General features: G+C 71.9%; 20 protein-coding genes. 7 read left to right on the top strand and 13 right to left on the bottom strand.

What is annotated here, in order from left to right; all coding sequences use genetic code 11:
* Positions 1-181: 181 nt before the first annotated feature.
* Entirely contained in the window at positions 182-577 is a 396-nt protein-coding gene (locus ACQP10_RS10185) for a GNAT family N-acetyltransferase (RefSeq protein ID WP_346020636.1), read from the top strand.
* Positions 578-706: 129 nt separating this feature from the next.
* On the opposite strand, the gene ACQP10_RS10190 is transcribed toward ACQP10_RS10185, so the two are convergent.
* The gene (locus tag ACQP10_RS10190; RefSeq protein WP_346020635.1) at positions 707-1,261 is read right to left on the bottom strand and encodes a YciI family protein; all 555 of its coding nucleotides are present in this window, start codon (positions 1,259-1,261) and stop codon (positions 707-709) included.
* Between the two features lie 165 nt (positions 1,262-1,426).
* Positions 1,427-2,125 (bottom strand): TetR/AcrR family transcriptional regulator, encoded by a 699-nt coding sequence (locus ACQP10_RS10195; protein WP_389997395.1) that lies wholly within the window; start codon positions 2,123-2,125, stop codon positions 1,427-1,429.
* A gap of 115 nt (positions 2,126-2,240) precedes the next feature.
* Between ACQP10_RS10195 and ACQP10_RS10200 the strand changes: the two genes are divergently transcribed.
* The 3 genes from ACQP10_RS10200 (at position 2,241) to ACQP10_RS10210 (ending at position 4,536) form a co-directional block, all read left to right on the top strand.
* Complete coding sequence (locus tag ACQP10_RS10200) at positions 2,241-2,591, top strand: YrdB family protein (RefSeq protein ID WP_346020633.1); 351 nt, start codon at positions 2,241-2,243, stop codon at positions 2,589-2,591.
* A 75-nt stretch (positions 2,592-2,666) separates the two neighbouring features.
* Positions 2,667-3,611 carry an NAD-dependent epimerase/dehydratase family protein gene (locus ACQP10_RS10205; protein WP_346020632.1) on the top strand — a complete coding sequence of 315 codons (945 nt, stop codon included), beginning with the start codon at positions 2,667-2,669 and terminating at the stop codon, positions 3,609-3,611.
* A gap of 16 nt (positions 3,612-3,627) precedes the next feature.
* On the top strand, positions 3,628-4,536 hold the full coding sequence (locus ACQP10_RS10210) for a Gfo/Idh/MocA family protein (RefSeq protein WP_433541265.1): 909 nt from the start codon (positions 3,628-3,630) through the stop codon (positions 4,534-4,536).
* Positions 4,537-4,756: 220 nt separating this feature from the next.
* Here ACQP10_RS10210 and ACQP10_RS10215 read toward each other — a convergent pair whose 3' ends face one another.
* The 3 genes from ACQP10_RS10215 to ACQP10_RS10225 all read right to left on the bottom strand — a co-directional run bounded on the left by ACQP10_RS10215 (position 4,757) and on the right by ACQP10_RS10225 (position 8,593).
* Positions 4,757-5,767 carry an acetamidase/formamidase family protein gene (locus tag ACQP10_RS10215; RefSeq protein WP_346020630.1) on the bottom strand — a complete coding sequence of 337 codons (1,011 nt, stop codon included), beginning with the start codon at positions 5,765-5,767 and terminating at the stop codon, positions 4,757-4,759.
* A gap of 245 nt (positions 5,768-6,012) precedes the next feature.
* Positions 6,013-7,419, bottom strand: coding sequence for an APC family permease (locus ACQP10_RS10220; RefSeq protein ID WP_346020628.1), 1,407 nt, complete (start codon positions 7,417-7,419; stop codon positions 6,013-6,015).
* A gap of 85 nt (positions 7,420-7,504) precedes the next feature.
* On the bottom strand, positions 7,505-8,593 hold the full coding sequence (locus tag ACQP10_RS10225; protein WP_346020627.1) for a substrate-binding domain-containing protein: 1,089 nt from the start codon (positions 8,591-8,593) through the stop codon (positions 7,505-7,507).
* 68 nt (positions 8,594-8,661) lie between these two features.
* Between ACQP10_RS10225 and ACQP10_RS10230 the strand changes: the two genes are divergently transcribed.
* Positions 8,662-9,129 carry a MarR family winged helix-turn-helix transcriptional regulator gene (locus ACQP10_RS10230; RefSeq protein WP_346020626.1) on the top strand — a complete coding sequence of 156 codons (468 nt, stop codon included), beginning with the start codon at positions 8,662-8,664 and terminating at the stop codon, positions 9,127-9,129.
* A 13-nt stretch (positions 9,130-9,142) separates the two neighbouring features.
* Here the strand turns inward: ACQP10_RS10230 and ACQP10_RS10235 are convergent, their stop codons facing one another.
* Entirely contained in the window at positions 9,143-10,528 is a 1,386-nt protein-coding gene (locus ACQP10_RS10235; RefSeq protein WP_389997416.1) for a Glu/Leu/Phe/Val family dehydrogenase, read from the bottom strand.
* Between the two features lie 155 nt (positions 10,529-10,683).
* Here ACQP10_RS10235 and ACQP10_RS10240 point away from each other — a divergent pair, with 155 nt between their 5' ends.
* Complete coding sequence (locus ACQP10_RS10240) at positions 10,684-12,237, top strand: alkaline phosphatase D family protein (RefSeq protein ID WP_346020624.1); 1,554 nt, start codon at positions 10,684-10,686, stop codon at positions 12,235-12,237.
* Between the two features lie 103 nt (positions 12,238-12,340).
* On the opposite strand, the gene rocD is transcribed toward ACQP10_RS10240, so the two are convergent.
* From rocD to ACQP10_RS10265, 5 genes are all read right to left on the bottom strand, one after another.
* Positions 12,341-13,561 (bottom strand): ornithine--oxo-acid transaminase, encoded by a 1,221-nt coding sequence (gene rocD / locus ACQP10_RS10245; protein WP_389997422.1) that lies wholly within the window; start codon positions 13,559-13,561, stop codon positions 12,341-12,343.
* Between the two features lie 57 nt (positions 13,562-13,618).
* Positions 13,619-14,413: a dimethylargininase gene (ddaH, locus tag ACQP10_RS10250; RefSeq protein ID WP_179818766.1), complete on the bottom strand. Its 795-nt coding sequence runs from the start codon at positions 14,411-14,413 to the stop codon at positions 13,619-13,621.
* 147 nt (positions 14,414-14,560) lie between these two features.
* Entirely contained in the window at positions 14,561-15,034 is a 474-nt protein-coding gene (locus ACQP10_RS10255; protein WP_179818765.1) for an Lrp/AsnC family transcriptional regulator, read from the bottom strand.
* A 151-nt stretch (positions 15,035-15,185) separates the two neighbouring features.
* Positions 15,186-15,869, bottom strand: a complete 684-nt coding sequence (locus tag ACQP10_RS10260; protein WP_399499701.1) for a response regulator — start codon at positions 15,867-15,869, stop codon at positions 15,186-15,188.
* Positions 15,866-17,128: a sensor histidine kinase gene (locus ACQP10_RS10265; RefSeq protein WP_433541266.1), complete on the bottom strand. Its 1,263-nt coding sequence runs from the start codon at positions 17,126-17,128 to the stop codon at positions 15,866-15,868. The genes ACQP10_RS10260 and ACQP10_RS10265 overlap by 4 nt, the downstream gene beginning before the upstream one ends.
* 179 nt (positions 17,129-17,307) lie before the next feature.
* On the opposite strand from ACQP10_RS10265, the gene ACQP10_RS10270 reads away from it, so the two are divergent.
* Positions 17,308-17,538, top strand: coding sequence for a hypothetical protein (locus tag ACQP10_RS10270; RefSeq protein WP_346020619.1), 231 nt, complete (start codon positions 17,308-17,310; stop codon positions 17,536-17,538).
* Between the two features lie 128 nt (positions 17,539-17,666).
* On the opposite strand, the gene ACQP10_RS10275 is transcribed toward ACQP10_RS10270, so the two are convergent.
* On the bottom strand, positions 17,667-18,371 hold the full coding sequence (locus ACQP10_RS10275) for a DUF5941 domain-containing protein (protein WP_179818760.1): 705 nt from the start codon (positions 18,369-18,371) through the stop codon (positions 17,667-17,669).
* A complete protein-coding gene (locus tag ACQP10_RS10280; RefSeq protein ID WP_346020618.1) occupies positions 18,368-19,954 on the bottom strand; it encodes a CDP-alcohol phosphatidyltransferase family protein in 1,587 nt (528 codons plus the stop codon). The genes ACQP10_RS10275 and ACQP10_RS10280 overlap by 4 nt, the downstream gene beginning before the upstream one ends.
* Positions 19,955-20,088: the final 134 nt, after the last annotated feature.

Genomic DNA, 20,088 nt, shown 5'->3' on the forward strand with positions numbered 1-20,088 from the left:
GCAGGCTGGGTCTCGGGTACGGAATGCTTTTCGTCTTGCCTCGCGCATTTGAAGGGTGAGGATGGCTTTGACCGGCTGACCCGCGCGGGGAGCAACGAGCCCGCGACCTGTGCTACCGGGTTGGAAGGGGGCCGCTGAAAACTCGTTGCCGGCGGCGTGAATGCCTTCTTACGATCATTTCGTGACGATTGCATACGAGTGGCGGGGCCACTTCGACAATACGGCGATCAACGCACTGCACGCGGAGGGCTTCGGTCATGCGCCTCTGAAGGATGACTGGTGGGCTCAGGTCAACCGGCACAGCCTCGGGTGGGTCTGCGCCACGGAAGGCGGCGAGCTCGTCGGCTTCGTCAATGTGGCATGGGACGGCGCCGTCCACGCCTTCATCCTCGACACCCTCGTGACGGAAAGAGCCCGGCGGCGCGGTGTCGGGACCGAACTCATCGCCGTCGCCGTCAGAGAGGCCCGCGCAGCCAAGTGTGAATGGCTCCACGTCGACTTCGACGATGACATGAAGGACTTCTACTTCGGGGCCTGCGGGTTTCAGCCGACTCCTGCCGGCCTCATCGCTCTGTAGCCAGGCACGATACGGCAGCCGCTTTCCGGCTCGGGATCCGCGGCAGCCCTGCGACCTGTGTCGTCAACCGGAAGGGGCCAGGCAGCGCATGGCGGCAACGGCCTTCGAGGTTGTGACGCGTCCCAGACGCTAGTGGCTCTGGGCGGGTCTGCCGCCGAAGCGCCAGGGACGGACCTCCGTACGGACGTCACCGCCGGACGGCAGCAGCGCCGCGGCGGCTTCGCGGTCCGGCGCCTCTGCCAGGGCCGCCCGGCCGAGCCGCGTCTCGCCGTCGAGGGAGAGCAGCTCGCCGTACACGATCAGGTGTTTCGACGTGACCGGCGCGGGGGCGGACTCGCCCATGGCGATCACCAGGAACCGGCCGTAGCCGTCCACGGCCTCGGTGAATTCCCACATGGTGCGGCCCAGGGCGTTACGGAAGCGGCACAGCAGCACCGACTCGAAGACGCCGGCCCGGTGGTACGGCTCCTCGTAGGCGAACGTGCGGGCGGCTTCGGTGTCCGGAAGATCGACGATGTGCAGGCTGCCGGTCGGCTCGGCCTCGTCGCCATGGCCGGTCATCGTGGGGCCGCGGGCGACCAGCAGTTCGGCGTACCCGTCCATGAAGGACCAGTGCTCCTCGCTCAGCCTCACCTTGAGCCCGAACGTGCCGGGGCGGTCACGGCCGTACACGAAATACTCCATGACCGTCCAGCCTAGACGATCATGGCGACGGAGCTCCTTCGGCCGGGAACGGCGGCGGAACTCCTTCGACCGGGACGCCCTGCCCGGCGACTCCGTGATCGGCGGGCCGCCCCACGCCTCCTGGTGCGGCTCCCGGGCTAGTCCGGGAGCCGCACCAGGACGGGCTCAGAGGGGCAGGCCGAGGTAGGCGGCGTGGGAGCGCATGGCGTGGTCGAAGGCCGGGTCGCGGTTGAGGATCGCGTTGTTGAACTGGCCGAACAGCTCGAAGCTGACCCAGCCGAACAGACCGGTCCAGGCGACCAGGGCGCGGGCGACCACGTCGTCGGGGATGTCCGAGATGATCTCCCGCACCCGGGCGGCGTCCTCGGCGAACGCCGCCGACGGGGGAGGGACGACGTCCGGCGGGTTCAGCGCCCCGGCGTGGTAGGCGTCGGAGACGATGCGGCCGTAGACGACGGTGTCGCGCACGGCCGCGGCGACGGTGTCCTGCGGCGCCTGGTAGCCGGGCACGGGCGAGCCGTACAGCAGGGCGTACTCGTGCGGGTGGGCCAGCGCCCAGTCCCGTACGGCGTGGCAGACCGCCAGCCACCGGCCGGTGTGGTCCTCGCGGGGCGTGGCCGCGTCGGCGTTCTCCACGGCCTCGCCGAGGGCGTTGTAGCCGTCGATGATGAGGGTCGTGAGCAGGTCGTCCCTGGAGGGGAAGTAGCGGTAGATCGCCGAGGAGACCATGCCCATCTCCCGGGCGACGGCCCGCAGTGAGAGCCCTGCGGCCCCCTCGGTGGCGAGCTGCCGGCGCGCGATGTCGGCGATCTCCCTGGTCAGCTCGGCTCTGACCCGTTCCCGTGCTGTTCGGCTTGAGCTCATGGCCAGGACGATATCAGAGCGGCGAAAATAAAAGAGAGCACTGCTCTTGACGAGCAATGCTCTTTTGGGAGAGCATTGCTCTCGCAGCGAAGCGTCCACCTCATCGGAGCCCCCCATGCTGAACCTCGCCAAAGGCGCGAACCTCCTCGTCATGTTCCTGCTGGAGCTGGGCGTCCTCGTCGCGGCGGGGGTCTGGGGCTTCACCGCCGGCTCGAACTGGCCGATGCGGCTGCTCCTCGGGCTGGGCGCCCCGGTGGCGTTCGCCGTGGTCTGGGCGGTCTTCGGCGCGGGCGGCGGCGCCAACGCGCCGATCCCGGCCACCGGGCTCGCCCGGGTCGCCCTGGAGGTCGTCTGGTTCGGTGGCGGCGCCGTGGCCCTGGTGGCGGCCGGCCGTCCCGGCGTGGGCGTGCTGCTCGCCGCCGTCTATCTCGTCAACGCCGCGCTTCGGCTGCTGTGGAACCAGTAAGAGCCGGCGAGATCCGGTGAGCGCAGGCGAGAACCGATGAAAGCCAGTGAGAGATCAGTGAGAAGGAGAACGACCATGGGCAAGCACGTCGTCGCGGGAGCCGGGCAGGTCGGCTCGCAGGTGGCCCGGCTGCTGGCGGAGCGGGGCGACGAGGTCGTCCTCGTCAGCCGGTCCGGCTCCGGCCCCGAGCTGCCGGGCGTCCGCCGGGTCGCCGCGGACGTGGCCGACCGTGATCGGATGGCCGCCCTCACCCGGGGCGCCGCCACGCTGTTCAACTGCGTCAACCCGCCCTACCACCGCTGGGCCGAGACATGGCCCGGGATGGCCGCCTCCATGCTGGGCGCCGCCGAGACCTCCGGCGCCGGATACGTCATCCTCGGTTGCCTGTACGGCTACGCCGCCCCCGACCGGCCGATGCGCGAGAGCGACCCGCTCACCCCGCCCAGCGCCAAGGGCGCCGTCCGGGTGCGCCTGTGGCGCGACGCCCTCGCCGCCCACGAGGCCGGCCGGGTCAGGGTGACCGAGCTGCGGGCCTCCGACTACTTCGGCCCCGGCTCGCTGGACCAGGCGCACCTGGGCGAGAGGTTCGTCCCCCGGCTGCTCTCGGGCAGGGTCGTCCGCTTCGTCGGCGACCCCGAGCAGCCGCACAGCTGGACCTACACCCCCGACGTGGCGCGGGCCCTGGTGACGGCGGCCGGGGACGACCGGGTCTGGGGACGCGCCTGGCACATCCCCACCGACGCGCCGCTGTCCGCCGCGCGGGTCGCCGACCGGCTGTGCGCGCTGGCCGGGGTCCGCAACCCCGGCGTCAGGGCGATGCCGCACTGGCTGGTCCGCACCGCGGGCGCCTTCTCGCCCATGCTCGGCGAACTGGAGGAGCTTCGGTACCAGTTCACCCGGCCCTTCGTCCTCGACTCCACCGATTTCCAGACGACCTTCGGCATGTCGCCCACCCCGCTCGACGAGGCGCTGACCTCGACGATCGCATGGTGGCGGAACCGTCTCGCGGCGGCGGCGTAGGCCGTACGCTCTGAGCATGCAGATCGCCATGATCGGCCTGGGGGACATCGCGGAGAAGGCGTACCTGCCCGTACTGTCCGCATTGCCCGGCCTCGACATCCACCTCAGCACCCGCAACCGCGACACCCTCGACCGCCTCGGCGACGCCTACCGGATAGCGTCACGCTCCACCTCGGTGGACGAGGTGATCGAGGCCGGGGTCGAGGCGGCCTTCGTGCACGCCGCGACCGCCGCGCACGTCAAGGTCGTCGAGCCGCTGCTCCGGGCGGGCGTCCACGTCTACCTCGACAAGCCGATCGCCTACACCTACGCCGAGTCCGAGCGCCTGGTACGGCTGGCCCGCGACATGCGGCGGTCGCTGCTGGTCGGCTTCAACCGCCGCCGGGCGCCGTCCTACAAGAAGCTGCGCGACCTGCCCCGCGACCTGGTGGTCATGCAGAAGAACCGCAGGAACCTCGCCGAGGACCCGCGCACCGCGATCTTCGACGACTTCGTCCACGTGGTGGACACGCTCAGGTTCCTGGCGCCCGGCCCGGTCGAGCACACCCGGATCCGTACCCGGGTCGCCGACGGCCTGCTGGAGCACGTGACGCTGGAGCTGTCCGGCGACGGCTTCACCACGTTCGGGATCATGAGCAGGACGAGTGGCGCGTCCGAAGAGACCGTGGAGGTCATGGGCGGGGGCGTCAAGCGCCGGGTGGTGAACCTGGCCGACGTGATCGACTACGCCGATGAGGAGACGCTGACCCGGCGCGGCGACTGGGTCTCGGTCGGCGAGCAGCGCGGCATCGCGGAGGTCTGCCGGGAGTTCCTCGACGCGGTCCGCTCCGGCACCGTCGTCGACGCCGGCGACGCCCTGGTCACCCACGCGATCTGCGAGGACATCGTGCGGGCGGCGATCCACCCGGCGACCGACGCGCTCTAGGGTCGTCCGGACCGTCCGGGTCGTTCGAACCATCAGAGCGGTCCGGGCGGTCCGGGCCATCCGAGCCGTTCCGGCCATCGGGGCCATCAGGGCTATCGGGGCCATCAGGGCCGTCTGAGCCGTCCGGGCCGCGTCGCAGGACGGCCCGGACGGCGGTGGGGGCGGACGCCGCGGCGGGGGGAGACGTCGGACCCGCCCCCGGTCGGGAGGACGGAAAGCGTCAGCGCTGTTCCAGGTAGATACGGCCGAGGGCGCGCAGCCGCTCGTGGGCCGACTCGTAGACGGCCGGGCCCCCGAGGTACGTCTTGGGGACCTTGGCGACCATCGTGTAGTTGGTGTCGCAGACGTTGCCGACCGGCGCCTCGCCGATCTGGCTGACGAGCTGGTAGGCGTCCAGGGCGTCCAGGCCGGTGACCTCCGAGGCCCAGGTGACCAGGTCGTGCTGGCTGATCCGGTAGGCGTCCTCCAGCGGGCGGGCCGAGCCGGTCGACATCAGGTGGGTGTCGTCCTCCAGGCGCGGCCACGGGGTGGCCACCCCCTTGATCAGCTCCACCGCGACGACGGTGTTCATCGCCGCCTCGACGGCGGTGCCGCAGACCTCGCCGTGCCCCTGCCGGGCGTGGCCGTCGCCGACCCCGAAGAGGCCGCCCTCGACGTTCACGTTCAGGTAGACCGTGACCCCGGCCCGCAGCTCGGGGGTGTCCATGTTGCCGCCGTGCGTGTCCGGGGTGATCGTCATCCGCGTCTCGGACGCGGCGGGCGCCACGCCGACCGTGCCGTGCATCGGGTCCAGCGGCAGCTCGACCGTGAAGTCGCCGTTGCGCGCGTGGTAGCGGGCCACGCCCGCCTCGACGTCGATGTCGTAGCGCCAGACGACCTCCGGCAGCGTCGGGGCGAGCATCGCCGTCGTGTGGGTGGGCGTGAGCGCGCCGAAGTGCGGGAAGGTGGCCGACACCGCCCAGTCCCTGGCCGGTTCGATGGAGACGAAGTGCAGGGCGAGCGTGTCGCCGGGCTCGGCGCCCTCCACGTGGAAGGGGCCGGTGACCGGGTTCAGGTAGGGGAAGTCGCAGACGCGCGAGGGCAGGTCGTCGACGGAGCGGACCCGCCCGGCGAAGCAGTCCTCGGTGTACATCTCGACGATGGTGCCGGGCTGGATCCGCCGTACGGCGGGCCGTCCGCCGAAGGTGTAGCTCAGCTCGGAGAGCTCGGGCCGGTAGGAGACGACGTTCACCGCGCGCCTCCCGCCCGCCCGCGACGGGCCCCGGCGCCGGGTGCCGCGGGGGACGGGGCGAAGGGCGGGCTGAGGGGTGGGCACCCCTCGGCCTCGGTGAAGGTGTCGAACACGGAGATCATGTCTTTCCTTGTCTCGGTCGGGTTTCCGGTCACGGGGTTCCGCTCCGCCACCGGTCGGCAGGCCCACGGGATCGGCGGGCCGGGGCGCGCCATCCGGTCACGGCCGTGCCGGGCGGGCGGGGCTCACTTCTTCACCCAGGGCTCCGGCACGTCGTCGTGCATGCCGGACAGCCTGGGGTGGCGGCCCATGGCGTAGGAGACGGCCAGCAGCACGACGCCGAGGGCGATCCAGGACAGTCCCAGCGCCTTGGCCTCGAAGCTGGCGTTGATCACGACGTAAGCCAGGATCACGAAGCCGATGATCGGGGCGAACAGGTGCCGCCACAGGTCGCGGCTGCGCCGCCGTACGACGTAGTGGACGACCACCGACACGTGCAGCGCGAGGAAGGCGACCAGCGCGCCGAAGTTGACCAGCCCGCTGATCAGTGGGATGCCGTTGTCCGGGCGGGTGGTCAGGTACAGGCCGACGACCAGGGAGATCGCCGCCGTCAGCAGGGTGGCGTTGACCGGCACCCGGTGCCGGGGGTCCACCTTGGCCAGGAAGGAGGGGAGCTGGCGGTCGCGGGCCATCGCGTACAGCAGCCGCGAGGTGGCGGCCTGGGCGACGAGGGAGTTGGCGAAGCCCCAGGCGATGGCGGTGGCCACCGCGGTCAGGATGCCGAGCCAGCGGCCCCCGGCGAACTCGGCGACGTCGTAGAACGCGGTGCCGGCCGGGTCGCCCTGGGACAGCAGCCGGCCGCGGTCGGGGGTGAGCAGCGCGGCGACCCAGGTCTGCGCGATGAACAGCGCGCCGGCCAGGCCGAGCGCGGCGATCATCGACTTGCCCAGCCGGCGGCTGTCGACCTGGCTCTCCTCGGCCAGCGTCGAGATGCCGTCGAAGCCGAGGAAGGACAGCACCGCGATCGAGACCGCCCCGAAGACCAGCGGCCAGGAGAACGTCGAGGAGTCGAACAGCGGGCTGAGCGCCCCCACCTGGGCCTTGCCCGACAGGAGCGCGACCGCGCCGACGATCAGGAAGATCGCCAGGACGATCAGCTCCGCGACCAGCATGATCTTGGTGACGCGCGCGGTCATCTGGATGCCGGTGTAGTTCACGACCGTGTTCAGCAGCACGAACACGATCAGCCAGCCCCAGATCGGGATGAAGGGCACGAACGACGCCATCGCCGCGCTCGCGATGAGGTAGAGCAACGCCGGCACCAGCACGTAGTCGAGCATGATCGCCCAGCCGGACAGGAAGCCGGCCGGGGCGGCGATGCCCCGTCCCGCGTAGGTGTAGACCGAGCCGGCCATCGGGAAGGCGCGGGCCATCTGCGCGTAGGACGACGCGGTGAACGCCATGGCGATCATGCCGATGGCGTAGGTCAGCGCGACCATGCCCCCGGAGCCCTGGTAGACGCTGCCGAAGATGCCGAACGGCGCGATCGGGACCATGAAGATCAGGCCGTAGACGAGCAGGTCGGTGAAGGTGAGAGATCTGCGGAGTTCCTGCTGGTAGCCGAACTGCTCGAGGGAGGGCTCGGTGGTCATGGAACGAGCTCCTAAACGCCGGAGAGGGGGTCCGGTCGTACCTTAGGGGCGATTTTTCCGAATGAAAAGTTTTCTACGGAAAGTTTTAATGGACGATGTCGAAGTCCAGGCCGTCCGCCCGGCCGAGGTGGGCCTGCCGCCGCACCCCCCGGTTCAGCAGGGTCAGCCGCCCGCGCGCGGTGACGACCGAGGTGCCGTCGGCCACCGCGTCCACCGCGGGCACGGCCAGCGTCCCGGCCCGGGACGCGAGCGCGGCCAGCATCAGCACCGCCTCGTAGCACCCCTGGCCGTGCCCGTTGAGCAGCGGCGCGTCGGGGCCGAACCTGCGGACGTAGCGCTCGCCGAGGCTCAGGCTCTCGTCGGTGACCAGGCTCGCGAAATACCCCATCGCCCCGTACAGCTCCCCGGTCGCGTCGCCGCCGATGCCGAGCAGGCCGTGCTCCTCCAGCGCCCCGCACAGCCGCGGGTGCGACAGCCCGGCCTCGGCGAATGCCCGGTTGAAGGAGACGAGGTCGCTGCCGATCAGGCTGACCAGCAGGGCGTCGGCCCGGCAGGCGGTCAGCTCGGCCAGGATCGGGGCGAAGTCGCGCACGCCGTACGGCACCAGCCGCTCGCCGGCCACCTCGGCGCCGCGCGAGCGCAGGCGGCGCCGGGCCGTCTCGTGGACCAGGCGCGGCCAGACGTAGTCGTTGCCGAGCAGGAACCACCGGCGGGCCCGCCGCCGGTCGATCAGCCAGTCGAGGCCCGGCCGCAGCTGCCGGCCCGGCGTCTCACCGAGGAAGTACACCCCCGGCGCGTGCCCGCCCCCCTCGTACGGCGGGGCGTAGACGAACGGCACCCGGCCGGCCAGCGCCCGCACGACCGCGATCCGCACATCGCTGCCGTGCGTGCCGACCACCGCGTCGATCACCCCGCCGGCCGCCAGCCCCGCGACCTCGGCCGCCACCCGCGCGGCCGGCCCGCCGCCGTCGACCAGCACCAGCTCGACGGGCCTGCCGAGCATCCCGCCCGCGAGGTTGACCTCGTCGGCGGCGAGGATCGCGCAGTTGACCGCGCACGGGCCGACGAGGCCGAGGACCCCGGAGAGCGGCACCACGAGCCCGACGCGCAGCGCGGCGCTCCGCAGCAACCGGGCTTCCAGCGGTTCCATGACGGGCGTGACGGCGTCTGCCACACTGCGGAGTATCCTCCACAGCCGACGGCGCCGACAGGCCCGTCATCCAACCGAGACGGGAGCGTCACGTGGCGACCACCGGGCTGGGCTCCTCGCTCGCCTACCTGCTCAGCCGAGCCGAGCGCAGCGTCAACCGCGGGCTCGCCGCCGCGGTGACCGCCGAGGGCGTGACCGTCGAGCAGTGGCGCATCCTGCGCGCCCTCGCCGACGGCCGGGGTCACTCCATGGGCGACCTGGCCGAGGCGGTGCTGATGCCCCACCCGACGCTGACCAAGGCGATCGACCGGCTCATCGACCGCTCACTCGTCTACCGCGGCCACGACCCGGCCGACCGCCGCCGGGTCGCGGTCTTCCTCGCCGACCGGGGCGCCGAGCTGCTCGGCCGGGTGGAGGGCGGGGTGACCGACCACCACCGGCTGATCGAGGCGGCCTACGGCACCGAGCGCACCGAGCGGCTCATGCGTGACCTGGAGGGTCTGGTCGGCGCGCTGGAAGAGGAGGACCGGCCCGCCCGCGCCGGGCGGACCGGTCCCTGACCCCGGGGGCGGCTCAGGGGTAGAGGCCCCGCATCCGGTGGGTCTCGGCGACCCGGCCCACGCCGATGACGTGCGCCGCCTCACGCAGGGTGATGCCGCGCTCGGCGGACATCGCCGCGACCGCGTCGAAGGCGTCCTCCATCAGCCCGCGCAGCTTGGCGTCCACCTCGCCCGCGCTCCAGGAGCACGCCTGGAGGTTCTGCACCCACTCCAGGTAGGAGACGATCACCCCGCCCGCGTTGGCCAGGATGTCGGGGACCACCGTGGTCCCGGCGTCCGCGAGGATCCGGTCGGCCTCGGGCGTGGTGGGGCCGTTGGCTCCCTCGACGACCAGCCGGGCCCTGATCCGGGACGCGTTCTCCGCCGTGATCACACCCTCCAGCGCCGCGGGCACCAGCACGTCCACGTCGAGTTCCAGCAGCTCGTCGTGGGACAGGGCGTCGGCGTGGCGGTAGCCGTACACGCCGCCGGTCTCCTCGGCCCACGCCCGCAGGGCGTCGACGTCCAGGCCGGAACGGTCCACCACGGCACCGGTGACGTCGGAGACCGCCACCACGCGGCAGCCGGCGTCGGCGAAGTACCGCGCCGCGCCCGCGCCGACCTTGCCGAACCCCTGCACCGCGACGGTACGGCCGGCCGGGGAGCCTCCCAGGGCCTTGAGCGCGGAGATCAGCACGCCGCGCGAGGTGGCCCCGGCCCGCCCGGCGGAGCCGCCGAGGATCATGGGCTTGCCGGTCACCACGCCCGGCACGGGACGGCCGGCGTTGATGGAGTAGGTGTCCATGATCCAGGCCATGGTCTGCTCGTCGGTGCCGACGTCGGGGGCCGGGATGTCCCGGTCCGGGCCGATGATCGGCATGATCTCGTTGACGTAGCGGCGGGTGACCCGCTCCAGCTCCCGCGTGCTCAGCGAGGCCGGGTCCACGGCGACGCCGCCCTTGGCGCCGCCGTACGGGATGCCGACCAGGGCGCACTTCCACGTCATCCACATGGCCAGTGCGGTGACCTCGTGGATGTCGGTGGAGGGGTGGAAGCGGACGCCGCCCTTGGCGGGGCCGCGGGTGGTGTTGTGTTGCACCCGGAAGCCCTGCACGACGTCCATCCGGCCGTCCTCGCGGCGGACGGGCACCGAGACGGTGAGCGAGCGGCGGGGCGTGGCCAGCATCGTGCGCAGGCCGTCGTCGAGTCCGAGCCGGTCGGCGGCCCGGTCGAGCTGGAGTAACGCGGAGTCGAGCGCCTGGCGGCCCGGGCCGATGAGGGTGGTCGCCGGCGTCGTTGACGGCACCATGGTGGTCATGAAGGACAGCCTCCGTAGGGCGGGCGAGGCGCCGTTGCCCCGCCCGGAACTGTTGGTGACGATCACATTAGTAACGGGTTTTTTGCCCGCCAAGCAGGGCATGTTGCGTTCGTATGAACGTTTTTTGTGCGTTCCCCCGCTTGCGGGCCTGATCCGTTGCCACCGATCAGATCAGGCGAACCGGGCGAGGGGAACGCGCCGATCCGGCAGGCTTCTCCGTAGAAGCCTGCCGTTCTGTACTGTTTGAGGGGTCTGAGGTGCCGGAACTTGTCGTCGGTCCGATGCTGCGCTACGTGGACGAGACCGATGCGTCGGTGTGGGTGGAGACCAGCGAACCCTGCGAGGTGACCGTCGAGGTCGGCGGGACGCGGTCGCGGGCGGCGACGTTCACCGTGCACGGCCACCACTACGCGATCGTCGACGTCGCCCATGAGGGGACCTACGAGGTCCGCCTCGACGGGCAGGTCGTCTGGCCGCTGCCCGACCATCCGCCCAGCCGCATCCGCCTCCTCGGGCCGGGCGGCCCCCGCCGGGTGATGTTCGGCTCGTGCCGCACCAGCGTCCCGCACGACACGCTGCACACCATCTCCCACGGCGTGGACGTGCTGCGCGCCTACGGCTGCACGATGATGGGGGCGCCCGAGGAGGACTGGCCCGACCTGCTCCTGCTGCTCGGCGACCAGGTCTACGCCGACGAGCCGTCCAGCGAGATGCTGGAGTTCATCAAGAACCGCCGGGACGGCGAGCCGGTCGGGGAGATCGCCGACTTCGAGGAGTACGCCGAGCTGTACCGCCAGGCGTGGACCGACCCCGAGATCCGCTGGCTCCTGTCCACGGTGCCCACCGCGATGATCTTCGATGACCACGACCTGCGCGACGACTGGAACACCTCCACCACCTGGCGTGAGCAGATGGCCCGGGTGTCGTGGTGGCCGCGCCGGGTGATCTCCGGGCTCGGCGCCTACTGGGTCTACCAGCACCTGGGCAACATGTCGCCCGAGGAGCGCGCCTCCGACGACGTGCTGACCAGGTTGTGCAAGGCCGAGGGCGACGGGGCGGAGATCCTCGACGCGTTCGCCGAGCACTCCGACGCAGTCCCGACCGACAACCGGTGGAGCTACGCCCGCGACCTCGGCGACACCCGCCTGATCATGCTCGACTCCCGGTGCGCCCGCCAGCTCGATCCGGGGGACCGGCGCATGATCGACCCGGTGGAGTGGGAGTGGTTCACCGAGCAGCTCCGGCGGGAGGGCGTGAAGCGCTTCCTGATCGGCACGTCGGTGCCGTTCCTGTTGCCCGCCGGGATCCACCACATCCAGAACTGGAACGAGAAGCTGGCCCAGGGCGGCTGGGGTCCCAGGGTGGCGCGCTGGTCGGAGCGGCTGCGCCAGTACGTCGACCTGGAGCATTGGGCGGCCTTCCGCCGCTCCTTCGAGGACATGGCCCGGCTGCTGGCGCGGACGGACAAGCCGGTGATCATCCTGTCCGGCGACGTGCACTACTCCTACGTCGCCAAGGCCGACGGGCTGCCGGTCTACCAGCTCGTCTGCTCCCCGATCCGCAACCCGCTGAGCCGTACGCTCCGCCTGGCCAACATCGTCGCCCAGTTCGGCGTCGCCACGCTGATCGGCGGCTGGCTGGCGCGTATGGCGAAGATCCCCAAGCCGTCCATGAAGTGGCGGATCGCCCACGGGCCGTGGTTCTCCAACGCGGTGGCCACCCTGACGCTGGACACCGACCCGCCGTCGGCTCGCTGGGACACCGCTGCGGCCACCGAGATCTCCGAGGTCAGCACGGTCCGGCTGCCCTGACGCGGCCCGCCCTGACACGGCGCCGCCCCGGTACGGCGCCGCCCCGGCACGGCCGCGCGGACCGCGGGCCGTACCGGGGCGGCGGAGGGAACACGCCCGCCCGTCAGGCGGTGCGCTCCCGCAGCTCCCTGATCGCGTCGGCGAGCTGGTCGACGGCCCAGACGAGGTCCTCCTCGGAGACGACGATCGGCGGGGCGAGCCGGATGGTCGAGCCGTGGGTGTCCTTGGCGAGGACGCCGCGGCGCATCAGCGCCTCGGAGACCTCGCGGCCCGTCGCCACGGACGGGTCGACGTCCACGCCCGCCCACAGGCCGCGGCCGCGCACGGCCACCACGCCGTGGCCGATGAGCGTCCGCAGCCGCTCGTGCATGACCGCGCCGAGCTCCCTGGCCCGCGCCTGGTACTCGCCGGTGCCGAGCATCTCGATGACGGCGTTCGCCACCGCGCAGGCCAGCGGATTGCCGCCGAAGGTGGACCCGTGCTGGCCCGGCCTGATCACGCCGAGCACGTCCTCGTCGGCGGCGATCGCCGAGACGGGGACGACGCCGCCGCCCAGGGCCTTGCCCAGCACGAAGACGTCCGGGACGACGCCTTCGTGGTCGCAGGCGAAGGTGTCGCCGGTGCGGCCGAGGCCGGACTGGATCTCGTCGGCGATCATCAGGATGTTCCGCTCGGTGCACAGCTCCCGCACCTGGGTGAGGTAGCCGTCCGGCGGGACCAGCACGCCGGCCTCGCCCTGGATGGGCTCCAGCAGCACGGCGACGGTGTCCTCGTCGATCGCCTCGCGGATCGCCTCGACCGAGCCGTACTTCACGATCCTGAAGCCCGGCGTGTAGGGGCCGAAGCCGCCGCGCGCGTCGGGGTCGGTGGAGAAGCCGACGATCGTGGTGGTGCGGCCGTGGAAGTTGTCCTCCATCACGATGATGTTGGCCCGGTCCTGCGTCACGCCCTTGACCTCGTAGCCCCACTTGCGGGCCACCTTGATCGCGGTCTCCACGGCCTCGGCGCCGGTGTTCATCGGCAGGACCATGTCCTTGCCGGTGAGGTCGCCCAGCCCGGCCGCGAAGGCGGCGAACTGGTCGTGGAAGAACGCGCGGCTGGTGAGGGTGAGCCTGGACAGCTGCTCCTGGGCCGCTGCGATGATCTTCGGATTTCCGTGGCCGAAGTTCAGCGAGGAGTAGCCGGACAGGCAGTCCAGGAACCGTTTGCCCTCCACGTCGGTCACCCAGGCGCCCTGCGCCTCGTGGATCACGATGGGGAGCGGGTGGTAGTTGTGCGCGCTGCGGCGCTCGCTGAGTTCGATGAACTCGTTGGTGCTGGTCATCCGATGTTCGCCGTTCCTCTGGTGCGGTTCCTTGCTGTCAGGCCGTCCTGCCTGTGTTCATCCCCGGATCTCCAGCGTGCAGCACTTGGGTCCGCCGCCCGCCTTGCGCAGTTCCGACAGGTCGACGGGTACGACCTCGAAGCCGCGGCGCTTGAGCTCCAGTTGGAGGTCGGCCGCCTCCGTATTGATCACTACGTTGGTCCCGTCGCTGACCGCGTTGAGCCCCAGGACGGTCGCGTCGTCCTCGGTGGCGATGACGGCCTCGGGGAACATGGTGCGGAGCACCTCCTGGCTGCCTGCCGAGAAGGCCCCTGGGAAGTATGCCACGTTATGTCCGTTTAGCGGGAAAAGCGCGGTGTCGAGGTGGTAGAAGCGCGGGTCCACGAGCTGCAGGGTCACCACCGGCAGGCCGAGGAACTCCTGGGCCTCCTTGTGCGCGGTGATGTCGGTGCGGAAGCCGGTCCCGGCCAGGATCACGTCGTCGAGCGTGAGGAAGTCGCCCTCGCCCTCGTTGGTGAAGGCCGGCTCGCACACCCGCTCGTAGCCGTTGGAGGTGAACCAGTTCAGGTAGGCGGGCCCCTCGGCGGCGCGCTGCGGGTAGGTGAACCGCGCGCCGTACACCCGGCCGCGGACGACCAGCGCGCCGTTGGCCGCGAACACCATGTCGGGCAGGCCCTCGATCGGCTCGATCAGGCTGACCTCGTGCCCGAGTTCGAGGTAGACCTTCCGGAGGGTCTCCCACTGCAGGATCGCCCGGTCCCGGTCGGCGCCCGCCTCCGGGTGCATCCACGGGTTGATCGCGTACTCCACCGCGAAATGGTCGGGCCGGCACATGAGGTAGTGCTTGGACATGCGAAACCCCGCAAAGGACGTCGTGGTGAGAAACGGCGGCGGCCATCGGCTGAGACCGTCGCGGTGAGAACGGCTACAGCCTAGGAACGCGGGTTCACGCGGGCCAAGAGCACGACCATGCGCGTCCGCGCCGGTTCCTTGCGTGTTTCACGGGGGGAACGGGGATTCGTTGTGCGTGACGATGAGCGGGGTGTCGATGAGCCGGGAGAGCACGATGGAGCTCTTCGTCCGCACCACGAACGGCTCCGCCGCGATCCGCTCGATCACCCGCTCCACGTGCCGGACGTCGGTGGCCCTGATGTGCAGCAGCGCGTCGGCCTCGCCGGTGATGGTGCAGGCGGAGACCACCTCGGGATGGCGGGCCACGGCCACCCCGATCTCCGGCGGCGAGGTCTTGCCCGCGCAGAACAGCTCCACGTACGCCTCGGTGGTCCACCCGAGCGCCGCGGGCTCCACCCGCGCGGTGAACCCGGTGATCGCCCCCCGGTCGCGCAGCCGGTCGACGCGGCGCTTCACGGCCGACGCCGACAGGCCCACCCGCTGCCCGATCTCCGCGTAGGTGGCGCGGGCGTCCTCGACGAGCGCCCCGATGATGTCACGGTCAAGCCGGTCCAACTCCACCGCTGCTTTCTAACACAGCGGGCCGTACGGCCCGTCCGCGGCCGTCCCGGGCGCGGCCACCCCGGCCGGGACCGTACGGCCCGCCGCGCCCGTCGCACCGCGCCCGTCGCACCGCGACCGCTCCGCCGTGACCGCCTCAGCCGCGGTCGTCTCAGCCGTGGTCGTCGAGGAGCCCCGCCTCGTGGACCAGCAGCGCGATCTGGACGCGGTTGTTGAGGCCGAGCTTGGCGAGGACGCTGGAGACGTGCGTCTTGACCGTGGGCACGCTGAGGAAGAGCACCGCCCCGATCTCGGCGTTGGACCGGCCCTGGCCGACCGCGACGGAGACCTCCCGCTCACGGTCGTTCAGCACGGCCAGGCGCTCCCTGGCGCGGGCGCGCCGCAGGTCGGGAGCGGGGTCGGCCACCCGGTCGATGAGGCGCCGGGTCACCGAGGGCGACAGCACCGGGTACCCCCGCGCCACCTGGCGTATCGCGGTCACGATCTCACCGGGCGGGGTGTCCTTGAGCAGGAACCCGGCCGCCCCGGCGCGCAGGGCGCGCAGGACGTGCTCGTCGGCGTCGAAGGTGGTCAGCACGATGACCTCCGGCGCGGCGCCGCGGGCGCGCAGCCTCTCGGTGGCGGCCAGCCCGTCCATCGCGGGCATCCTGATGTCCATCAGGACCACGTCGGGGGCGTGCCGGGCGACCAGGGGGAGGACCTCCGTGCCGTCGCCCGCCTCGGCGACCACGCGGATGTCGGGGGCGCCGCCCAGCATCATCGCCAGACCGGCGCGGACCAGGGGATCGTCATCGGCGATGAGCACGCCGATCGGCATGGGGGCGGGGCCGGTCATGGCGGCCATGGTAGCCAGGCCGTCAGCCGCCGGCCGCCCGCGACGCCGGGCCCGTGCTCCAGGCGACCGCCCGCCAGGGCGACGCGCTCGGCCAGCCCGGCCAGACCCTGCCCCGGCCCCGTTCCGGGCACGGACGAGCCGGGCCCGCCGTACGCGGTCACCGCCGGTCCGGTGGGCTCTGCGGGCTCGGCGGACGCGGGCGCGGACCCCGAGGCGTCCGATGCGTCCGGCGCGGCGCCGGGTGCCTCGGGTGGAGCGGTGTTGCGCACCTCGACGGTCAGCCCCGCCCCCGGCGCCCCCGCGAGCCGGACCGTCACCCGGGCGCCGGGCGCGTGCTTGCGCGCGTTGGTCAGGGCCTCCTGGACGACCCGGTACGCGGTGCGGCCCGTCAGGTCGGGGGCGGTCCCGGTGAGATCCTCGCCGAAGGTCACCTCCATGCCCGCCCGGCTCGACTCGGCGACCAGCTCCCGGACGTCGGCGAGGGTGGGCTGCGGCAGCTCGCCGACCGGCGCCCGGAGCACGCCGATGACCTCGCGCAGGTCCTGCAACGCCTGGTGGGCGCTCTCCCGGATCACCTTGGCCGCCCGGGCGACGTCCTCGGGCGGGACGCCGGGGTTGTACTCCAGCGCGCCGGCGTGCACGCTCAGCAGCGACAGCCGGTGCCCGAGGACGTCGTGGATCTCCCGGGCGATCGCCTCGCGGACCCGGTGCTGGGCCTGCTCGGCGCGGAGCGCCGCCTCGGTCTCGGCCCGTGCCGCGCGGTCGCGCAGCGACGCCGCGAGCCTGCGCCGGTGGTGGACGAACAGGCCCCAGCCCACCGCGGCCCCCTGGAGCGAGACGCCCAGCAGGAACACCAGGAGCGGAGGGTCCTCGGGCTCGGGGCGCAACACGGCGAACCCCAGCGCCGCCACCAGGCTCAGCGCGAAGACCGCCGACGTGGTGCGCGGCGGCCGGTGCACGGCGACCGTGAACAGCACGGCCAGCATCGCGCCGCCGACCGTCTCGGAGAACGTCGACAGGACCGTCAGCACGACGGCCAGCTCGACCGGCCGGCGACGGCGCAGCCACAGCGCGGCGCAGCCCAGCGCGCCGGTGATCTGGTCGAGGTGGAACAGCCACTTCTCCGGCCGGGGGTAGACCTCCAGCCGCATCTCCGATATCACGATCCCGAAGACCACCGTCAGCAGGAACAGCAGGAAGTCCACGGCCCAGTCACGGGGGCTGCGCCGGACACCGGCGGCGGGTGCGGATCCGTTCATCCCGCCAAAGCCTAGGAGCCGGAAAGGGGACGCCGCCCGTCGCGGGCGGCGGGCGATACCAAAGTCGCACGGGACACCTACCTTCGTCCGCGGCGGCGCCCGGGAACGGCGACGCTCGTCGAAGCGGGGGATCCCGACGGCCGATCTTCGCCGGGACGCCGGTCCCTAGCGTTGGATCCATGGGCAAAGCCGTTCAATTCATCGGATTCGTCATGGTCCTCCAGGGCGTCAGCGGGACGATCGACCGCCTGTTCGTCCAGCCGTTCATGGGAGTCTTCCTCAACTTCTTCAACCGCGTCATCATCCCCCGCCTGGACTTCCTGACCGGCTACGAGGTCTACGCGAACCTGAGCCTGGCGGTCCTGGGCGCCGCCGTGCTCGTCGCCGCCGATCGGTTCGGGGCGTCATGACGGCCGCGGGCACCCCGCGGGAACCGGGGGCCGGCGGGACGGCCCACCCGGAGACGGCGAAGGGGCCGCGGTGATCCCCCGGATCCGGGGGATCACCGCGGCCCCTTCCGCGGGACCGGTGCGGCGGATCAGGCGGGCTCGCCCGTCACCTGCTCCTGCGCCTCCTCGGGGGAGGCCTCCAGGTCGTCGCTCGCGCTGGCCTGCATCGCCGACTGCTTGTCGAGGCGCACCCAGCTCGTCACGCTCTCCACGGCGAACAGCACGCCGAGATAGACGGTCAGCGCGGCCAGCACCCAGGTCAGCACGCCCAGCGCCGCGCCGGCGCCGATCAGCAGCAGCCGGATCTCCCAGCCCAGGCCGGCCCGGAACACCCAGTCGGGCGGCCAGATGCTCTGCCGGGTGCGGTACACCGTGTCGTAGGTGTGGTAGCCGATCACGTACAGCAGCACGTACATCAGCCACTTGGGCGCGTCCGCCGCCAGGCCGATCAGGATGATCGTGAGGAACTCGGTGGCCCGGATCAGCGGCGGCAGCAGCCAGTCGATCCGGCCCAGGTGGTCGCGGGCCGCGGTCGGCAGCACGAGGACGAGCATCACCACCGGCGGGAGCAGCAGGACCGGGCCGTCCTTGAGCATCCCGGCCGCCGCCATCGCGATGATCAGCACGAGCGCGGCGACCGCGGCGGGCACCGCGGGCAGCCCGGGACCGATCCTGCCGCGCAGCGCCGTCACCAGCGGGCCGTCGTCGCGGTAGGCGAGCAGGCGGGCGGTCTGGATGCGCAGCCGCTCCTCGTACGGGTCCGGGACGGGCGTGGTCTGCGGTTGGGTGATCATGCGAGCGACCTCATCAGACGTCCGGTGAGCGTATAGGTGGCGGCGATGCCGCCCCAGATGATCAGCGTGATGAAGGTGATCCTGGCGTCGAAGAGGGCGCTGACGATCGCGATCGCCGCGAAGCGCTCACCGATCGGGAAGACGATCATCTTGCGGGCCCAGTACACGGCGCGGTTCCGGCCGGCCTTGCTCCACATCCTCAGCAGCCCGCGGATGCCGCCGCTGCGCGCGATCCGGCGCTGCTCCAGCGCCAGGCGCAGGTCGGTGTCGGGGCTGATCGACAGGGGCATCGACGGCAGCGGCGACGGCGGCTTGCGCCGGTTGGCCGCGCCGAAGGAGAAGTCCAGCAGGTGCTTGGCGGACTGCAGGGCCAGCGCCACCAGCGCGAGCGTCCACACGTCGCCGACACCGGACACGGCCGCGCCGATCGCCAGGCCCGCGAAGACCACGTACTCCTTGAAGCGGTCGAAGGTGGCGTCCAGCCACGCCCCGAGCACCCCGAACTTGCGGGCGTACCGGGCGACCTGGCCGTCCACGCAGTCGAACACGAACGCGAAGTAGATCAGGATGCCACCGGCGATCATCCCGGCCCGCGCGCCGGTGGCGAAGCACGCCGCCGACGCCACGCCCAGGGCGATCGAGATCAGCGTGACCTGGTTCGGGGTGAGCCCGCGCCGGGCCGCCCAGCGGGCGATGAACCGCGAGTAGGTGCTGACGAAGAAGGTGGTGAAGAAGCCGTCGGCGCCCTTGACCGCGTTGTTCAGCCGGGCGCGGTCCTCGTCGAAGGTCGCCATCTCGGCCACGGCCTCGTCGGCCTGCTCGGGCGAGGTGACCCGGCGGAAGAACAGGTCGCGGCGGCCGCGGATGCCGACCGAGACGCCCCGCCGTACCAGGCCCAGGACCAGGAGCTGGACCAGGTCGTCCTCGGGGCCGAACAGGTGGGCCATGTCCGCCAGCTCGCGGGCGGCCTCGGCCAGCGTGGGCGCGTGCTTGCGGTGCAGGTGCAGCGGGCCGAGCGCGATGGCGTTGGGCCGGGTCACCGCGTGGAATGCCGAGCCGACGGAGATGATCCGGGACCTGGCGGCGCGCAGCCGGACCGGCAGGCCCTCGTACACCCGATCGCCGATCTCCGGCTCGGCCTCGCTGATCGGGATGTTCGGGACGATGAGATCGCCGTTCTCGTCCTCCTCGCGGTCCTCGCGGGGCTCCTTGGCGATCAGCGCCAGCGCGCCGCGCTTCGACTTGGTGATCTGGTAGATCAGCTCGTCGTGGATCAGCGAGTTGGACGGGAGGATCAGCAGGTTCTCCTCGCTGTCCTCGACCGCGTCGGCCAGGGCGCGCAGGTCGCCGGCCAGATCCGCGGTCTCGACGAGCGTGCCGGGGAAGCCGCGGTAGGCCGGCGCGTCGGCGACGCGGGCGATCGTCACCGGCGCCGGATCGAGGGAGGCGAGCTGTCCGTGCAGCTTGCCGATCACCGTGGGGCAGCCGGGGAGCGCGGGCAGCGTCAGCGCGGCGGGCGGCGCCGGCTGGCCGGGGACGTCATCGTGGCCGGGCGATGAACCCAGCAGGACCACGCGGGGCATGGCACCCTTTCGTGCGGGGGCGGGGGTGGAACATCAAGGCGGGGGGTTCGCCGAGAGCCAAAGTTTAGTTAGTTTCGGGTGAACAACGCGCACTCGTGATCGTTCCGTGCCGGTGGACCGGGTAAAACGGCCTT

The sequence above is a fragment of the Streptosporangium sandarakinum genome (assembly GCF_050942225.1).
Lineage (GTDB): Bacteria > Actinomycetota > Actinomycetes > Streptosporangiales > Streptosporangiaceae > Streptosporangium > Streptosporangium nondiastaticum.